General features: G+C 69.7%; 10 protein-coding genes and 1 pseudogene. 4 read left to right on the forward strand and 7 right to left on the reverse strand.

Annotated features, from left to right (window positions below):
* Positions 1-43: 43 nt before the first annotated feature.
* Genes KSF81_RS27405 through KSF81_RS27415 form a run of 3 tightly spaced genes read right to left on the reverse strand, consistent with a single transcriptional unit; the run spans position 44 to position 3,244 of the window.
* Positions 44-1,846, reverse strand: a complete 1,803-nt coding sequence (locus tag KSF81_RS27405; RefSeq protein WP_217382038.1) for a hypothetical protein — start codon at positions 1,844-1,846, stop codon at positions 44-46.
* Positions 1,847-1,871: 25 nt separating this feature from the next.
* Positions 1,872-2,663, reverse strand: a complete 792-nt coding sequence (locus KSF81_RS27410) for a hypothetical protein (RefSeq protein ID WP_217382039.1) — start codon at positions 2,661-2,663, stop codon at positions 1,872-1,874.
* 2 nt (positions 2,664-2,665) lie between these two features.
* Positions 2,666-3,244, reverse strand: coding sequence for a hypothetical protein (locus tag KSF81_RS27415; RefSeq protein ID WP_217382040.1), 579 nt, complete (start codon positions 3,242-3,244; stop codon positions 2,666-2,668).
* Between the two features lie 468 nt (positions 3,245-3,712).
* Between KSF81_RS27415 and KSF81_RS27420 the strand changes: the two genes are divergently transcribed.
* From KSF81_RS27420 to KSF81_RS27435, 4 genes are all read left to right on the forward strand, one after another.
* Positions 3,713-4,231, forward strand: coding sequence for a hypothetical protein (locus tag KSF81_RS27420; protein ID WP_217382041.1), 519 nt, complete (start codon positions 3,713-3,715; stop codon positions 4,229-4,231).
* 14 nt (positions 4,232-4,245) lie between these two features.
* Positions 4,246-8,703, forward strand: a complete 4,458-nt coding sequence (gene mobF, locus KSF81_RS27425) for a MobF family relaxase (RefSeq protein ID WP_217382042.1) — start codon at positions 4,246-4,248, stop codon at positions 8,701-8,703.
* Positions 8,704-8,779: 76 nt separating this feature from the next.
* Positions 8,780-9,073 carry a hypothetical protein gene (locus KSF81_RS27430; protein WP_217382043.1) on the forward strand — a complete coding sequence of 98 codons (294 nt, stop codon included), beginning with the start codon at positions 8,780-8,782 and terminating at the stop codon, positions 9,071-9,073.
* A 256-nt stretch (positions 9,074-9,329) separates the two neighbouring features.
* Positions 9,330-9,905 (forward strand): hypothetical protein, encoded by a 576-nt coding sequence (locus KSF81_RS27435; RefSeq protein ID WP_217382044.1) that lies wholly within the window; start codon positions 9,330-9,332, stop codon positions 9,903-9,905.
* Positions 9,906-10,191: 286 nt separating this feature from the next.
* Here the strand turns inward: KSF81_RS27435 and KSF81_RS27440 are convergent, their stop codons facing one another.
* The 4 genes and pseudogenes from KSF81_RS27440 to pglZ form a co-directional block, all read right to left on the reverse strand.
* Positions 10,192-12,327, reverse strand: a complete 2,136-nt coding sequence (locus KSF81_RS27440; protein ID WP_217382045.1) for a DEAD/DEAH box helicase — start codon at positions 12,325-12,327, stop codon at positions 10,192-10,194.
* Complete coding sequence (gene brxD / locus KSF81_RS27445) at positions 12,324-13,640, reverse strand: BREX system ATP-binding protein BrxD (protein ID WP_217382046.1); 1,317 nt, start codon at positions 13,638-13,640, stop codon at positions 12,324-12,326. Before brxD ends, KSF81_RS27440 begins: the two co-directional genes overlap by 4 nt.
* Positions 13,637-14,203, reverse strand: coding sequence for a hypothetical protein (locus tag KSF81_RS27450; protein WP_217382047.1), 567 nt, complete (start codon positions 14,201-14,203; stop codon positions 13,637-13,639). Before KSF81_RS27450 ends, brxD begins: the two co-directional genes overlap by 4 nt.
* A gap of 50 nt (positions 14,204-14,253) precedes the next feature.
* A pseudogene (pglZ, locus tag KSF81_RS32575) lies at positions 14,254-16,263 on the reverse strand (BREX-2 system phosphatase PglZ); the annotation flags it as partial.
* Positions 16,264-16,327 lie beyond the last annotated feature (64 nt).

Below are 16,327 nucleotides of genomic sequence, written 5' to 3' on the forward strand. Positions count from 1 at the left end.
GCTCCCGGCCGCCGACGGTAGGCGTCCAGTGGGCGTAGTCGAGCTATCCCCCTAACCAGCCGCGAACCTGCCGATCGGTTACGCGGAGGGTCACGCCAGGAGGGTGCGGACGGTTCAGCAGGTGGAGGTTGGCCTCGTGGTTCCACGGATTCCAGCGGGTGTACCGAAGCAGGACGACACAGGCCCGGCGGCAGTCGCGGAAATGCAAAGAACCGAACGGCTGTGGCTCGGATGATGCGGGAAGGTTGGCGTAGGCGTCAGCAACCAGGCCAAGCGGGGCAACGTAGATCGCGGGCCGGATGAACAGCAGGAGCGCCACGAGGCAGGCACAGACGTTGTCGCTTGCGGCCTCCATGGCGGTTTCAAGAGCCTGGTCGCCCCTTGCCCGCCAGCTCCGGATGAGGCCGACGGTTGCACCGATGGTGGTGAGGAGGAGGGCAGCGGGCGCCTCCCAGGCGGTCGACAGGACTGGCCACCACAGCGCCGGCCGGTACCACCAGTGGATCGCGTCGTGGGGGCCGTCCGGACCGAACAGGCCCAGCAGAACGGCCACAAGCCCGAGCGTTGGCGTGAGGACGAGGGCGGGACAAAACCAAGCGAGGAAACGCTCCCGAGCCTGGCGCGCGGCCGCGGCGGCCTGACGCTGAGCTTCATCGATCAGGTCCTGCATGTGCCTACATTTCTTCTCGCGGGCCTGCTCCTCTTCCGCGGCTTGCTGCTTGGCCCTCTCGACCTCGACACGCCTTCGCTCGGCCTCAGCTGCCGCGGCGCGCTGCCGCGCGAGCTCCGCGACGGCCTCACGCCTAACCCTTCCGAGCGCCTCGGCACGGGCGAGCAACTGCCAGGGTTGGTCGGGGTCCGCGTCGATGCAGTCGCCGTCAGTAAGCAGGCCCTGGTTGAGCAGGCGCTGCAGGCCATCACGGGTGGCAGCCATTTGTCTCAACGTGGCTGCGGCAAGGATGTAGTCGCCTTCGGCGTCGGTCCTTGCCGACGTACCGGCTGGGAACGCCCGTACACCGTCGCGCGCGCACTTCCAAACCACATCCTGGTTTTCGATCGGCGAGAGTGTGCGGGACTGCAGGAGTGCTGCCGTGCCCGTCGCCCAAGCTGCGGTCTCGGCCGCAAGGTAGGCGCATGCCGAGCCGATCGTGACGGGTACGGGTGGAGGCGTTGACGGCGGCAGGGGGGAGCCGGCATTGGTGCGCAGACGCCCTCGCAACTCGCGCCTCGACACAAGGATACGGAACGACATAACGGCGTCGAGCGCGTCCGTGTCGGAGCCACCGGCCGTCTCCACCATATCGGCAGGCGTGATTCGGCCTGACCGGAGCAGGTTCCGCAGCGTCAGAGAAGCCCCGGCCACACGCCGCCACTTGGCCAGGGCGATGCGCACATCCCGGGCGATTTTGTGCTCCGGCTCGGCTGCCAGGGCAGCGAGCCGGCGACGCGGTTCCTCCACCCCGGCAGCGCGAAGCAGATCAGCACCAGCCTCCACCAGCTCCTCTGCACGATCGTCCAGCCATCCCAGCAGATCACTCGCCAGGACTACGCCACGGCGCAGCTCGCTGGCCGGGACGTTCACGCCGTCCGGGCGCTTAATGGGTGGGAGGAGAGAGGAGGACGAGGAGAGGGAAGGCGCGGCGAACGACGCTTCTACTCTTGCCGCGTCCGCGGGCTCCAATGCATCCCCCGTCTCCGCCAGCTTCGCCCCTAGATTTTTGTAGGCGGCAGAGCGAGCGGTGGGGTCGGCCATCGCCAGCAGGTCGTCTGCCAACGTGGCGCTCTCTACCACCCACGCCGCGTCCGCCTCGGCCCTCACGCGGCGCAGATCGGCCAGGGTGATCATGGCCACAGCCTCCACGCTGCGCCGACTAGGCTGGAGCGCCGGGCGGGGCGAACACCGCCATGGCCTCCTCCGCCCAGGCCGTCAGACGGCGGACGGCGCGCACCGCTTCCAGGCGCGGCATCCCGCGCGAGGCCCACCATTCAATCGGGTGCCCCATTGCCACGTCCAGGCGCATCCGTTCGTCCACGATGGCCGCCAAAGCCGGCGACATGCAGCGCGGCAGCACCGCTATCTCTGCGCCATGGGGTTTCGAGGTCGCCCGCACCGCCGTGCTAGCCGGGTCCAGCGGGAACAGGTGTTCGTCGCGCTGGTTGACCAGCAGGAGGCGACGAGACGCCGGCAGGGCCTGGGCGACGTAGGCCAGGGCATTGTTGGCGCTCGCCAGGGCATTCGCCTCGCCCGTTGTCAGGGCATAGAAGTCCGTCCGCTCACCTGAGCCCAGAGGGCCGTCCTCGCCGTACTCATGGAGCCAGGCGGTGAGCGCCCTCGTCAGATTGGCGCCGAGGTCCACCACGATCTCCTCGCCCGCATGGGCCAGGATCAGCTCACCGATCGCCTCCCACATGGCATAGAGCAGCCGGGGGTTGCGCTCGATTTCCTCCAGGGAATTCGCGGAAAGGCGGAACAGCGTCACCGCGTCGCCGTAGATCAGAGCCAGGCGCGGCTCGGCCTCAACCTCGATGATCAGAGGCAGCGCGCCCGTCTCCATGACGACCCGCGAGACTGCCGCCTGAGCCGCCAGCGATTTTCCGACGCCCCCTTTGTCCGATCCGAAGATTCGAACTCGCGTCGTGTGGGCTTTGCCAGTCGTAGCCATGGTCAGTTGCCTTCCTTTGGCCGACGGTCAGCGGCCGTGATGTTGATGGGGTCGGGTTCCCGCAGAGGTGCCCGCTTGTTCCGCTGCAGAGCAGCACGGGCGCGAGTGGCAATCTCCGCATCGCCACCCTTGCCGGCTTCCGGGCGGCCGGCAGCCGGGGCCGGCGCCACGGGAGCGGCCGGCGGTGGTGAGTTGGGAGTCGGAGAGAAAGTGATGTCGCAGATCGCCTCGCCCGGTCCCATACAATCCGGGCTTCGACGATATTGGCGAGAGCCTTTGGTAGTTCGACGCTTGAGGCGCACCGGGTCGCGTTCATCCGCGACCTGGGACGCCATCGCGGACACCAATTTGCCGTTCAGGGGCCCGCCGTCCTCTCGGGTAAGGCCTCGCTCCGTCAGCAACATGGCCGTCTGTTCCCAACTCAGGCGCTGCTGGCCCTTCGCGGCCAATACTGCGGCGAGATGTTCACGGAGATAGGACCGCAGAGCACCCGGACTGTTCGACCGGGATGCCGGCTCTAGATGGCTGGCAGCCGCCGCCAGCCACTCGGCCTCCCGGTTCATGTCGGATTTATCGGTCATCGCCGACCCCGCTTTCCCGTCTGCCAAGATCTCATCACACCCTCCCCGACCCGCCTGCCGATTAGTTCAGAGCCTAGTATTTAAAACACTGATTCCAAATCTCCAATACTTTCAATATGAAAGCAATATCGCCAATTGATCCAATGCCCCGTACAATGCTAGAATAATCCCTTGAAATTTGCTCACACGGGGAGTGCATCTGTGCTGCTCATTATTGCACAGCAGCCGGGCTATACCCTATATACATGCCAGAGGAACGATGTGGCCGTTCCCAGGCAGGGCCGTAGGCCAGGGCGGTATGACGCCCGGCGACGGCCCGGCTAGCTGGGTCCAATCCCTGGCAGAGTATGCGGCGCCCAAGGGTCGGCGCGCCCGCCCGGGGATGCCTCGCTGGCGTCACCGGGGTCACAGGAGGCCTGCCCGCCAGGGTGCGCCGGGACCGCGCGCCTCGCTCCAGAGGAGGCCGCCATGGCCGTCAAAACCACGACTAGACACGAGGCCGAGGGCCAGGACGGCGCCAAGAGCCGCGCTTGGGCCTTCCTCACCCGCCAGGACGCCGAAGCGCTGGAAGCCCGCGCCGTCGCCGAAGGAGTGAGGGCGAGCGAGATCACGCTCCGAGCGATCCGGGCCTATCTCGCTACCCCGCTGCTCCCTACTACCTCCGTGGCCGAGTTGGCCGGCATGGTGCCGGGTGACCGCCGGGCTGTACTGGCCATGACGGCCAGTCTCCCCATGGCGGCTTCTGCCGTGGTGGCCAGCGCCCACATCGAGAAGCTGGCCCAGGCCGTCGAGGCGCTGGACCGAGTGGCGACGGCGCTGATCGTGACCGTGCCGAGCATCACCGCGCAGACCGAGGCCCAGGCCGAAATACGCGAGTCCCTGGCCGCCTTGGCGGACGGAATCGGCACCGTCGCCGCCGATGTTGCGAGCCGCTACGGCTTGGTGGCCGCGGGCGAAGACGGCGTGGCCGTCTTGCCTGGCCGCTGAAGGGGGCTGCCGCCATGGCCGCATCCCTCAAGAAGATCGGCGGGGCGGGCGGCCTCACCGGGCAGGCCGCCGCCGGCTACTATGACACCACTCTGGCCGACATGGAGCGGGAACGCCGCGAGACGGTCCGCCAGGTAGCGATGAACTCCACAGCCCTGAACGGCGCGCGGGCGGTGGACGAGTACCAGATGGCAGACCCGTCCGCCCCTCTCGCCCGCTGGCACAGCAGCAACAGCGACCTGGTGCCCGACCGAGCACCGGTCCGGCCGGGTCAGCTTCGGCGCCTGTTGGACGGCCAGGCGCCGGACGGCCGGCAGCTTGTCCAACAGCAGGCCGGGAAGGCCCGCGTCCACGGCTGGGACGTAACATTTTCGGCGCCCAAGAGCGTGTCCGCCCTGTGGGCGGCCTCCTCCCGCGAGGGGCGGCAAGCCATCATGGAGGGCATGGCGGAGGCCGCCAAAGCCGCCCTCGCCGCCCTGCAGGACCGCGGCGTGTTCACGACCCGCACGGGGAGTGGCGGTGCCGGCCGGGAGCTGGCGCGGGACATCGCCGTGGCCCTGTTCCCGCAGACCACCAGCCGGGCCGGCGATCCACAGCTCCATTGCCATTCGGTCATCGCCAACGTCTGTACCAGGGCGGACGGCAGCACCGGGACGTTGGAGAGCCGCAACCTCTATGCGTGGAAAACCTACGCGGGCGCGGTGTTCCGCGCGGAGTTGGCAAAGCGCATCCAGGAGAGGACCGGGGCCGCCATCGAGGCTGACGGCCGCAGCTTCAAGGTTGCCGGCGTGCCGGACGGGCTGGTGGCAATATGGAGCAAGAGGCGCAAGATCATCCTTAGCGCCTACGACGAGGTGAAGGCGAAGTTGGAGGCGGCGGCAAAGGCGGCGGACGAGCAGGCCCGCGCCAGCGGCACAGAAGCCGGAGCCCTGTCCAGCGACGCCACCGAGGACACGGCCGGTGCCCTCTCCGCCAAGGGGAAGCGCCACCTCAAAGCCCAAATCACCCGGCAGAGCCGACGCACCAAGGCGTCTGTCGAGGGCATGCCGGATCTCGAGAAGCGATGGCTCGAGGAAATGGCGGCCCCGCCGCTCAACCTGACCCGCGAGGACGTGTGGCGCCTGGTGGCCGAGGCCGCGGCGAAGGCCGCGGCGCCGGAGAGGTCCGCCGCCGACGCCGCGATCGACGAGGCGCTTGCCCGCTCCTCCGTCATCACCGAGCGCATGTTGCGCCGCCTGGTGGCCGAGGAGGCCCAGGTGCGCGGGATCGGTGCGGCCGGCGCCCACGCCGAGTTTGACCGGGCGGTGGCCTCGGGCAAGCTGATCCTGTTGCCGGGCAAGACCAAGATTGGTGAGGCAGTGTGGACCACGCGCGAGGCGTTGGACCGGGAAAGGGGCTTGCTGCTGGACGCGCTCGAAAGGCGCGGCGAGCGGGATCGGAACCGAGGGCTAGGTGGCTACATCAAGGCCGAGGCCGCCGAGGCCGTGATCGCGGAGATCGCCGCGCAGGCCGCGGCCGAGACCGATCCGAGGAAGCGCCGAAACCTCACGGAGCAGCAGGCCGCTGCCGTGCGGCACGCGGCATGCGGTGACGGTGTAGTTGTCATTGAAGGTGTTGCGGGCGCCGGCAAGAGCTTCACATTGGGCGCCATCAAGAAGGCCGCCGAGGCCAGCGGTCTTGCGTGTGTCGGCATTGCGCCATCGTGGAAGGCGGCCGATGTTGTCCGAAAGGATACTCAGCTTGAGCAGGCCCGCGCCCTACAGGGCTTTGTCCTCGGCCTCCAAGGCGGCCGCATCCGGTTCGGCGCCCCACCCGCCAGCGGCCCGGAGAAGGGTGTGCGCTACCTTGGGGAGCGGGTGGTGCTGCTGCTGGACGAGGCCGGCATGGCCGGCTCCAGGGATCTCGCCACCCTCCAGCGGTTCGCGCGTCAGCACCGAGCAACCATCATCCTCTCCGGCGACCGGAGGCAGCTCAAGAGCGTGGAGCCCGGCGCAGCATTTGCGGCCGTGGCCGACCTTCTCGGCGTGGCCCGCATGGATCAGGTCCGCCGGCAGCAGATCAAGTGGCAGCGCCAGGCCAGCGAGGCTTTCGCAGCTGGCGATTCCGTGGACGGCTTGGCCCGCTACGACGCGCAGGGCCGTATCGCATGGGCGGCCGACGAGGCCGACGCGCGGCGGCGCCTGGTGGACGACGTCATGGCGAACCGGGCCGAGCATCCCGCCGCCACCCGGATCGTTATCGCCGCCCGGAATGCGGATGTTCACACCCTCAATACGGCGCTCCGCGACAGGCTGATGGCGGCCGGGGCGCTCGGTGCCGAGGCCATGACTCTACGGACCCGCCATGCCGGCGGCCGCGACGGCAACGGCGAGGTGCGGGACATGGAAATCCGTGCCGGCGACCGCGTGGTGATCGGCCTCACGGTCGGGCCGGAGGAGAGCAGGAAGGCGCTCAACGGCGACGTGGCGACCGTCCTTGGCTTCGAGGCCGGCGGCGATCCACGCCTCCGCCTCCGGTTGGACCGCACCGGGCAAGAGGTGTGGTTCCAACTGTCCGAACTGGTGCCACCGACCCGTAAGCAGGAGGATGGGCGAAAGGGGAAGAAGACGACGAGGGAGGTTGCCCAGGCCCCGGCCCTGCAACACGGCTATTCCCTGACCGTCCACAAGAGTCAGGGCCAGACGGTTGACTATGGCTTTGTGTACGCGGGCGAAGGCATGGCGGGCGACCTGGCCTATGTGGCGATGACCCGCCACACCCGGGACGTTCGGGCCTACGTGGACAGTGGCGGCATTGCGGAGCGGCTGGCCGAGGCTGGGGTGCGGCCGACCCAGGGCGAAGTCCGCAAGCGGTTCCTCGCGGCCGCCAAGATCAGCTCGGATGGTCTCAACGCTTCCGACTACATTGAGGACCAGGCCGCTTGGCTCCGCTCCGGCGATCCGTTCGCCACGGGTGAAGCAGCGGGGCCGCGCGTCCCCACCATCGCCGAAGTCCGCATGAGGATGGCGGCGGAGCGGGCCCAGGACGGCATCCTGGCCGCCGCCGGCCGAACGTTCGCGGACCAACCCAAGGCCGGCACGGAGGCGCGGGAAATCCGCATCAGCAACCGGAACGTGATGGACCACCTCCGTAAGCGGTTTGGCCAGTCGGTGAGGGCCCCGGACGGGACCAAGGAGTGGCGGCTTCACGACCGCCAGGTTGCCGCGCTGGACCAGGCGGCGAGGATGCAGGCGAAGCGAGTCGGCATCGTTGGGACGATGCTCGGCGCGTCCTACGACCACATTCCAACCCAGGCGGAGGCTGCACTTCGGCAGCGCCGAATGGTGACGGTGCGGACCGCCCTGCAGGCCCTTCTGGACCGCGTGGCGCCGGCCAAGGACAAAGCGCCGGGCGCTATCTTGCTGCGCGCCTACGAGCGCGACATGCAGCGGCGCCTCGCCGGCCATGCGGTAAGGCTGGCCGCCCATGACCGGCGCATCGAGGAGACGGTGGACCGCCTCCGCCGCCCCAGCATCGTCACCCGCGCCGAGTGGTGGATGCGGACGGCAATGCTCCGGTCCAAGCACCGGGGCCAGCGCAAGGCTATCGCGCGGTCCTGCGGCTGGCCTGCCCGTGAGGCTCGCCTGGCGGTGTTCAACGCGGTGGCAGCCGAGGAATGGCTGCGGTTCGCCCAGCGCCGCCGGGAGGCATTCGACCGGGCCACGGCGCCAGATCGCGCGGCAATCCCTGACACCATCACGCGCCTGCGCGCCGAAGCTCCAACATTCGTGCTCCCGACCGGACGCAGGTGGATCGAGGAGCAGGCAAAAGACCCTAGGTGGCTGGCACGTATGGGCGTGACAGACGCCCGTGAGGCGCTTGCCATGCTCGACGCCACGAGGACGGAAACGTCACTTCAGGAGGCCGTCGACGCCCCTGCGACGGCTTCTGGGCCCGTGGCGATGTCGGCTCTGCCACTACCGGCGGCATGGGGCAGGACAATGCGCGTGGACAGCTACCTCGCCCAACTCGACGCCGAGGTGGCGGCCGCCGACGCTGAGGCGATGCGGGTGCTAGCCCGTCAGGGCCGCCGGCCGGAGGATTGGCTCATAATCCGCGAGAACGAGCGCACCGGAGATGGCCCGGTGGCTGATCTGGCGTGCCGGTCCCGCTCGGCCGAGGACGCCGCCATGGCGGTTCGCGGCGCGACCGACACCGGCAAACTGAGGCACGGCGACGAAATCCGGGCGGAGCATCCTGGCAATCGCGCGGCCGTGCAGCTAGCGCTTCAGCGGGCCCAGGATGAACGGGTGCCATTCGGCTTATCCGAAGCCAGGGCGGACCACCTGGCAGGGCGCAACCGACTGGACGGCAAGGCAGACAGGGCGTCGGCCGAGCACACGGCCCGAGCCGAGATCGCAACGACGGCCCGCGAGGCGAAGCGGGCGCCGCTTCTTGCCCGGCAGCGCGCACGAGGCGAGCACAGCAGGTAGAGGCGTTAGGCCAGAGCTGGCTCGTGCCGCCTCGCTACGATGCGGCGGGCCGGGCGAGCTGCGTCAGGCGGGCCCGGTGGAGGAGATCGCCGCGCGCCGGCGCGATGCCGACCGCGCGCGCATGCTCAAGCCGCTCGATCAGCCCCAACATGGCGGATGGCTTGGCAGCCCCCGGTATCTGCCGCAGCCAGGCCAGTCATCTCAGGTTGTTCTCCTCCCGGCGTACGGTCAGGGCATTGAGGCGCCTGCATTGTTCGGCGGAGAGGCCGTCGGTCAGCCGCCGATTGGCTTCCTGGCGCGCGCGGTGGCGGAGTTCAGCGCATTCCTCGCGGATGTGCTGGAGGGTGCGGGGTCGGCGGGCTCGTCATAGAAAGGGCAGAATAGCACGCGTGGCGGTACGCACCGGGAGCACGGTCATGCTGCTGTAGTGCGCAGTAGGCTGAAGCTGTCCGACTCGAGGCCACCCGTCTGCGCCCCAGAGGTGGTCTCCAGTTAGATTGACGTGCTGCCAACCGCGCGGGGGCGATGCCCGGCGCATCTCCGTAGTTGCCCAATTTAACGCGCCTCCCAAACTAGTATTAATCTGCTACAGTATTATTATATTGCGCTGCGCATGGGAGATCAATATGGCCTACGTAAACAACGACGAACAGAAGGCAGACGAGTTCATCAGCTCCCTTATTAGGGAGAAGGCTGCTGGGCAGAAGTTTGGCGACGCACCGCATGAATTTCGTCGAATGATCGACGGGGTAGTCTACAACAGCAAAACTGCGGTGTGCGTAGCATATTACGGAAACGAGAAGTACGCCCCGGACTATGACATCGTTTTCGAGCAACTATACCAGACCCCGAAAGGTCATTTCCTACTCCTCGGAGTGGGCGAGTGCTGCAGCGTCTGGTCGCTTTACAGCCAGAACGCGGCGGGAAAGCTTTCCGCCCACGCCTTCGTTCCGCTGACCGCCGACGAGGCCCGCCGGTGGCTTGAGCTCCGGGACCTACAGGACGAGCTATTCGAAACATTCGGCGACCCCGACGAGGTGGAATCGGCGACCTCCGAGGTCCTCCTGCAGATCCCGCCCACGCTGGGCAAGCGCCTCGCGGCGTCGGCGGCTGGCGCCGGCATGACCGTGAGTGCATGGATTCTCGCCCAACTCGGGGATGCGGTGGAGTCCGGTATGCGGCCCGTCCCGGGCGGCAAGTGACCGGCTGGCTTGACCAGGGCTTGTCATTGATTTGTTCGCGGGAGGGGGGGACGTTGCTGGTCGGCTGTGTTACCCAGGGGCGGCGGCCCCGCACCGCCCCGCAGGAATGCCTGCGTAGCCAGAACGGGGCTATGAAGCCCCTCGAAGCGGACATGCGTGCGGTGCCCGCGCCAGAGCGGCTGGCCGGGCTCGTCGGCGTGGGCGATGCCGACCGGCGCGAAGTGGCCGCAGCTGGCCGCGATGGCCGCCCGTAGCGGTGGCCGGTCGGGGTAGCGGAAGGAGCGGACTACGACCCATTCGGGTCCCGCCTCGCCGACGAACCAGGGGTAGCTTCGGGATACCCAAGGTGAATCAGCCTGCGCAACCGTCCGCGTATCGCTGCGACCGCTGCTGGGTCGGAAGTCCGGCCTTCCAGGACAGCACGTGCAATTACCTCCGGAAGACACAAGCCGAACTTGAGGGCCTCCTCGATGTTCTCGGGGAGCCGCGGGTGCACGGCGTCCGCATCGATGGCGTCGATGGCCGACACCAGCCCGCTCGGGTCCCGGATCTTCACGGTGACGGTGAAGTCGTCGAAAGCGGACACCGTCAAGCCGAGGCCGCCCAGGCCAGCCGCGATGGATGCCATCGCGGCGCCGCCCGCGAATCCCCATAGGACGACGCGACCTTCGCCGTCCGCCACGAGCGGAAGCGCGTCGGCGTCCACGAACTCAAGGCGCGCGCGGATTTCCTCCAGCGCCGCCTCGGCACGCCGCGATAGACGACACCCCGGTATGGTCCCAGCCACCACGCGTTCGACAGCGTTCGCCACCACGCTCGACATCGGGCGTCCACTGCCAAGCCAGCGTGAACGACCACCCCTCTCGGTCGGCAGGACGGAGATGATCCGTCGCCGCCAGTCGACGTCCGTGACCTTCCAACTCCTGCCGCCGAGCGAAATCACGGCAGGTCCACCGCCGTGGCCTGGCGCGATGCTGGCCGGGTGAACCGAGCCAAGCTCCAGCGGCCCGTGCCTGACGGCGAGCAGAAGGGGCTGGCTGAAGGCGGCGACGAGGTCGCCAAAATGCCGACGGCCGAACTCGCGCTCGCCGACGGATCCCAGGCCGAGGATCCCTATGTCCTCGGCGAGGATGCCGTTCGCCAGCATGTGTGCGAGAACCTCCTGCCGATCCGCCTCCGGGACGGCGTCCGCCGCTGCACCGAGCCAGCGACCTATGTCCGCGCGCGCGACGCCTTTCTCCTGGAGGACGAGCGCCATGACCTGCTGGGCGAAGATGTGCGATGGCCGCGGCGGCGCTGCGATCGCTTCCACCACCCCCTCGCGCCATAGTGTTGCAAGCGCTAGGCAGGCCAGCAGCTCTTCGTTATCGATGGCCAGGAACAAGCAATTCCTCGTGGTCCCGCTCCGCCGTCCCGTGCGGCCCATGCGCTGAAGGAAAGAGGCAACGCTCGGCGGCGCACCGATCTGGATGACCCGGTCCAGGTCGCCGACGTCCAAACCGAGTTCGAGGGTGGAGGTCGCCACAATGACGCAGTCCGGCTCGGCGACGAAGGCTGCTTCGGCTTGGCGCCGCTCGTCGAGCGAGAGCGACGCATGCGACACGAAGGTCCTCACACCCGCCGCCCTGAGCCCGGCCGCGATCTCCTCGACGCGGGTCCGGCTGTCCACGAAGACGAGCCGCCGCTCGCCGCGGTGCAGGCGCGCGATGACCGTGACCGCGTTCCGGACCGACCCCACGTGATCGGCCGTGACCTCGCCGTCTGCCACCGGGCACGTGGGCCCGAGCACCCGCCCGCCCCGACCCAGCGTCAGCCAATCGAGCAGTTCGGACGGGTTGCCCACCGTCGCGGTCAGGCCGATGCGCTGGATCTGGCGCCCGGTGAGACGCTCAAGGCGCGAGAGCAGGAATAGCAGATGCCAGCCCCGGTCGTCTCCGGCGAAGGCGTGGAGCTCGTCTACAACAACCGAACGGATGCCACCGAGAAGGTCGACGTGATCGAGGCGCGCCGAGATCAGCATTGCCTCCAGGGATTCGGGCGTGGTCAGCAGGATCTCAGGCGGGTCCCGCAGCATCCGCCTCCTGGCGGGCTCGCCGACGTCTCCATGCCACAGCCCGACACGTAGGCCGACGAAACTGGCGTAACGCTCAAGACGTGGGGCCAGGTTGTTCAGCAATGCCTTGAGCGGACAGACGTAGACCGCCGACAGGCCCCGCCCGCCCTCAGTCGCGATGCGGGAAATCAGCGGAAACGCGGCGGCCTCGGTCTTCCCGCCCGCTGTCGGGGCGAGCAGCAGCACGTCCTCGCCGGCCATCACCGGCCCGACGGCGTCGGCCTGGGTGGGCCGTAGGTCGGGCCAGCCGAGGGTGCTGACGATGTGGTAGCGCAGCGCGGGGTGAAGCGCGTCGAACGCCGCGCTCACGGGTCGAGCTCGATGTCGTCCACATCGATTGCACCGGCAGCGGCCCGCTCGGCCTTGGTCATCTCCCGCTCGTCGACGGTCGGTGCGTAGTGCCGGCGCGGGTTGAAATCGGCGAACTGATCCACGCGGTCTAGCACCTCGGCGACCAGCTTCCGGAGGTAGAGGCGTGGCGCGACGCCGGCCCGCCCGCCGAGGCGTCCCGCGACGCCGCGCGCGAGGTCAGCGACGTAGCCGTCATCTACCACCGTGCGGATACGTGCCTCCTGGGCGCTGTGCTCGGCGAAGAGGTCGCGGACCCGCCGCCCCACGGTGACCAGGGCGTCGAGGTCGAAACCCTGCAGCCGCACCTGGACGGCGCGCGGATTGTCGAACCGGGCGTCGGTGGCGAAGTCCGTGTGAAGCCTTTGCGCGAGCGGCGGGAGACGTTGGACGCCCTGCGGCCCGTCGAAGAAAGCTGTCGTGCCGGTAACGACGAGGTAGAGGCCGGGGTACCGCCCGGCATCGAGCTCGTCGAGGACCTGCCGGAGCGCGTTGAGGCCCTTCTCGCGCGTGTCGGCGCGCATGCGCTGGAGCGTCTCGGCCTCGTCGAGGACCAGGACGAGGCCCGATCGGCCGCTGTCGCGCAGGATCGTCAGGAGGCCGCCGAGGAAGTGCATGGCCCCGAAGGCGTCGAGGTCCCCCTTGATCCCCGCCGCACGCTTCACCGCGGCCGCGACATTCGGCTGGCCGCCGAGCCAGGCGATCAGGCCCTCGGCGAGGCCAGCGTCGTCCGCGAGAAGGGCGCGGCGGTACGCACGGAGGACGGCGGAGAAGGCGGGCGCAGTCCTGGCGATAGCCGCGAGCCGGCGCTCCATGACGGCCTCGGTGGCCGCCGCCAGCGCCTCCGCGTCGTCGCCGGCGATCCGCCCCTCGGCCAGCACGTCCTCCTCCAGGGTGTAGAACCACGCGTCCACGGAGGGCCGCAGGGCCCCCTCGGGGGTATCGGAGGTCGCAAGGCGCTCCACGAGGCGACGGTAAACGGTCTCCCAGCGGTGCAGGGGCGTCTCGGTCTCGCTCACCTGCACCTCGGCGGTCGCGAAGCCCCCGGCGCGGGCACGCTCCTGCAGCCAGCGCGCCATAAAGGTCTTGCCCGAGCCGTACTCGCCGCGGACCGCCTTGAAGGCCCCTCGCCCGGCCGAAACGGCCGCGAGGTCGGCGTCCACCGCGGCCTCGAAGCGGTCCATGCCCACGGCGAAGGCGGCCAGGCCCTCGCGGGGCACGGTGCCGCGGCGGAGCGCGTCGAGGATCGCGGCCCTGCGCTGGACGCCGATCATCGGCGACCGCCGAGCTCGAACTGCACGCGGAGCAAGGCCTCGTCGAGGACAACGTCCTCGCCGTCCACGGCGAGGATCTGCGCCTGGTCGAGATTGAGCACCCGCCGCGCCGCGCTGACGAAGCCCGCGAGGCGGAGCACCGGTGTCCCGAGGGCTTGAGCCAGGCCCGCCCGCGTGATCCGGCCGCCCCGTGCCGCCAGCGCTGCCAGAAGCGCACGGATCTGGTCGTCCGGGGGCGCCCCGCGCCCGGCCAGGGTCCGCTGGGCGGCATAGCTCTCCGAGCGCAGCAGCGCTTCGATCCAGGGCGGGGCGGCCCCCGTCGGCACCCGGACCTGCGATGGTGCCGCGGGACCAGACGCATCGCCGCGACCATCCGGCCCGCCGACGAAGAGATCGACCTGACGCGGTTCCGACTTCCGGCGGCCGGCCGGTGGTGAGGCGACCTCGGGCTTGCGCGGAGGACTGGGTTCGCCGTCGGCACCGCGCCACCACGCCGGCTCGGCAGGCGGCGCCTCGGTCCAGCCGGATGGAGGGTCGTCGGACGACAGCACGGCAACGGGCACAAGGACCTCCTGGGGAGCTGCCCCCCGTGGTAGCCGCCCCGCCGCGCGGCGAAGCGGAGGCGCTCGCTCCATGCCGCGACGATCGTTGTCGTTCCCCCTGGCGCCAAGACGCGGCCGCCCGCGAGCGCGACCTCGCCGTCGCCCGGCGGCGTGCCGGCGCTTCGCCAGCGGTCGCCCGCTCCGCCGGGCCTCTGGACGGTCCCCTCGTCGAGCGCATGGCCGTGGTCGCCGGTGACGACGACGATCCGGCCGGCCTGCCGAGCGGTGTGCAGGATGGCGGAGACCTGGCGGAAATCATCGGCAGACCAGGTGATCTCGAGCTGGTCGCTTCCGGACAACTGGGCGTCCACCGCGTTGTGGACGATCCCGACGATCCTCTGCTGGTGGTCGGCGACGGCGGCCTGGACGTCGACGCCGAGTTCCGGCCCGGAGGCGAGGTCGGCCTTGTGGAACAGGCAGGGGGGCTTACCAGCCCGGGACACCGCGACAAGGCTTGGAAGCCCTGCGAAGCCCGCACGCTCCGCCGCCTGGTCGCCTCGCGTCAGCCTCCCGCAGAGCAGGCTGGCCCGGGAGATCTCGGTGACCGAAGGCAGCGCCGCGGCCCCGATGAACGCACCGCGCCCGTCCGACGGGGCGAGTTCCGACCAGCCCAGCCGCCCGACGGTCTCGGCGAGGTGACGCCAGACCGCGAAGCTGAGGCCGTCGAAGACGAGGAGGAGGACCGGCTTCTCGCGCGCCAGCGGGGCGACCACCGCCTCCAGGACGCGCTCGACCGGGAGCGGCACGTCGCCGTGCCCGCCGCCCTGGTTCCATCCCTTCAGAAGCGTCGCAAAGGACTGGTTCTCCGCATCGCGCTGCGCTGCGGCCGCCTTGGCGACACGGGAGTAGGCGGCTGCGACGTCGGGAAGCTGATCGCCGCCACAGAGGGCCTGCCTTGCGCGGTCCACGAAGCCCCCTTCCAAGGCGTAGCCTGCGGCAGCTTCTGCAAACGTGCGGATCGCCCGCTGCCGCCCCTTGGCGAGCCAGCCCACAATCCTGGCGGCCATGGTCAGCCGCCCGATCCGCGCGGCGTTGTCGCCGGCGCGGTCGTGGCTTGCAACCTCGCGGACACGGTTCCAGGCGGCGCCCGCATCGTCGGCCTGACCCGTCTCCGCGGCGCGGCCCAGCGCGTCGGCCGCCTCGCGCAGCCTGGCGTCGAAGCCGAGCTGCAAGGCTGGACTCAGGCCCGCGGCCCGCTCGGCTCGGATATCGGCCAAAATCGCGGCGGTCCGCGCCTCCGCGGCTCGGCACGCTGCGGGATCGTCGCGGGCAAGCCGATCGAGCACCCGACGTCCCGCCTCGGCGAGGCTCCGGCCCACGTCGGGATCGATCGGGACGCCGCCGACGAGCGGCTCGAGCCGAACGGCAGCGTCCCGGAGCTCGACGCGCGGCGCCGCTTCGCCGAACACCACGCCGCAGGCCAACGCGATGGCCAGGGCGTCGCCGCCCCGGCCTGCCGCGGCCGCACCCAGAACCAGGGCCGCGGCCGGCCCTCCCTCCATGCCAAGGCGGCTGGCCAAGGCCTGGCGGACGTCGGGCGGAAGCTGCGCGAGCCGGTCCAGGCCGACCGGGTTGAGCGTCCAGCTCAGCAGGGCCGCCGCGTCGCCGCGCCCCTCGGGCAGGCCAAGCACCTCTTCAAGCGCGGCTCGCCATGCAGTGTCGAGGTCTAGGACGCCGCCCGATGCCGGGCGGTATCCGTCTCCGGGTACCTGGGCCAGAAGCAGGTCGGCGAGCCAACGCTGCGCAGCCAGCCGCGGGTCAACCGCGTGAGCCTTGAACAGGCTTCGCAATGCGGACCACCGATCGGTTTGTTCGAGCCGGGCGCGCGGGAAGCGCGCGACGATGTCGCCGGCGAGCGCAGTGGCCTCGAGCGGGGTCAGCAGGATCATCCCGTCGGCGTCGGCTTCCGCTTCGTTGAGACGCTCCCGCATTTCGAGCTCGGAGGGGCACCAGGCAACGCGGAACCGCCGTCCTCGCCGCTCGATGATTTCGGGCCAGGTGCGCTTGACCGGGGAGCGCATGGCGAGGACGCGTGCGCCGGCATCGCGCCGCAGGAGGTCCTCCAGCGCCCGTTCGATCTCGGCC

The organism is Siccirubricoccus sp. G192 (assembly GCF_019084075.1).
Classification (GTDB): Bacteria; Pseudomonadota; Alphaproteobacteria; order Acetobacterales; family Acetobacteraceae; genus G192.

What these genes read in the sequence shown, in the direction of transcription:
- KSF81_RS27405 (WP_217382038.1), bottom strand. Translation starts at nt 1,846, where the DNA reads ATGATCACCCTGGCCGATCTGCGCCGCGTGAGGGCCGAGGCGGACGCG.
- KSF81_RS27410 (WP_217382039.1), bottom strand. Translation starts at nt 2,663, where the DNA reads ATGGCTACGACTGGCAAAGCCCACACGACGCGAGTTCGAATCTTCGGA.
- KSF81_RS27415 (WP_217382040.1), bottom strand. Translation starts at nt 3,244, where the DNA reads ATGACCGATAAATCCGACATGAACCGGGAGGCCGAGTGGCTGGCGGCG.
- KSF81_RS27420 (WP_217382041.1), top strand. Translation starts at nt 3,713, where the DNA reads ATGGCCGTCAAAACCACGACTAGACACGAGGCCGAGGGCCAGGACGGC.
- mobF (WP_217382042.1), top strand. Translation starts at nt 4,246, where the DNA reads ATGGCCGCATCCCTCAAGAAGATCGGCGGGGCGGGCGGCCTCACCGGG.
- KSF81_RS27435 (WP_217382044.1), top strand. Translation starts at nt 9,330, where the DNA reads ATGGCCTACGTAAACAACGACGAACAGAAGGCAGACGAGTTCATCAGC.
- brxD (WP_217382046.1), bottom strand. Translation starts at nt 13,640, where the DNA reads ATGATCGGCGTCCAGCGCAGGGCCGCGATCCTCGACGCGCTCCGCCGC.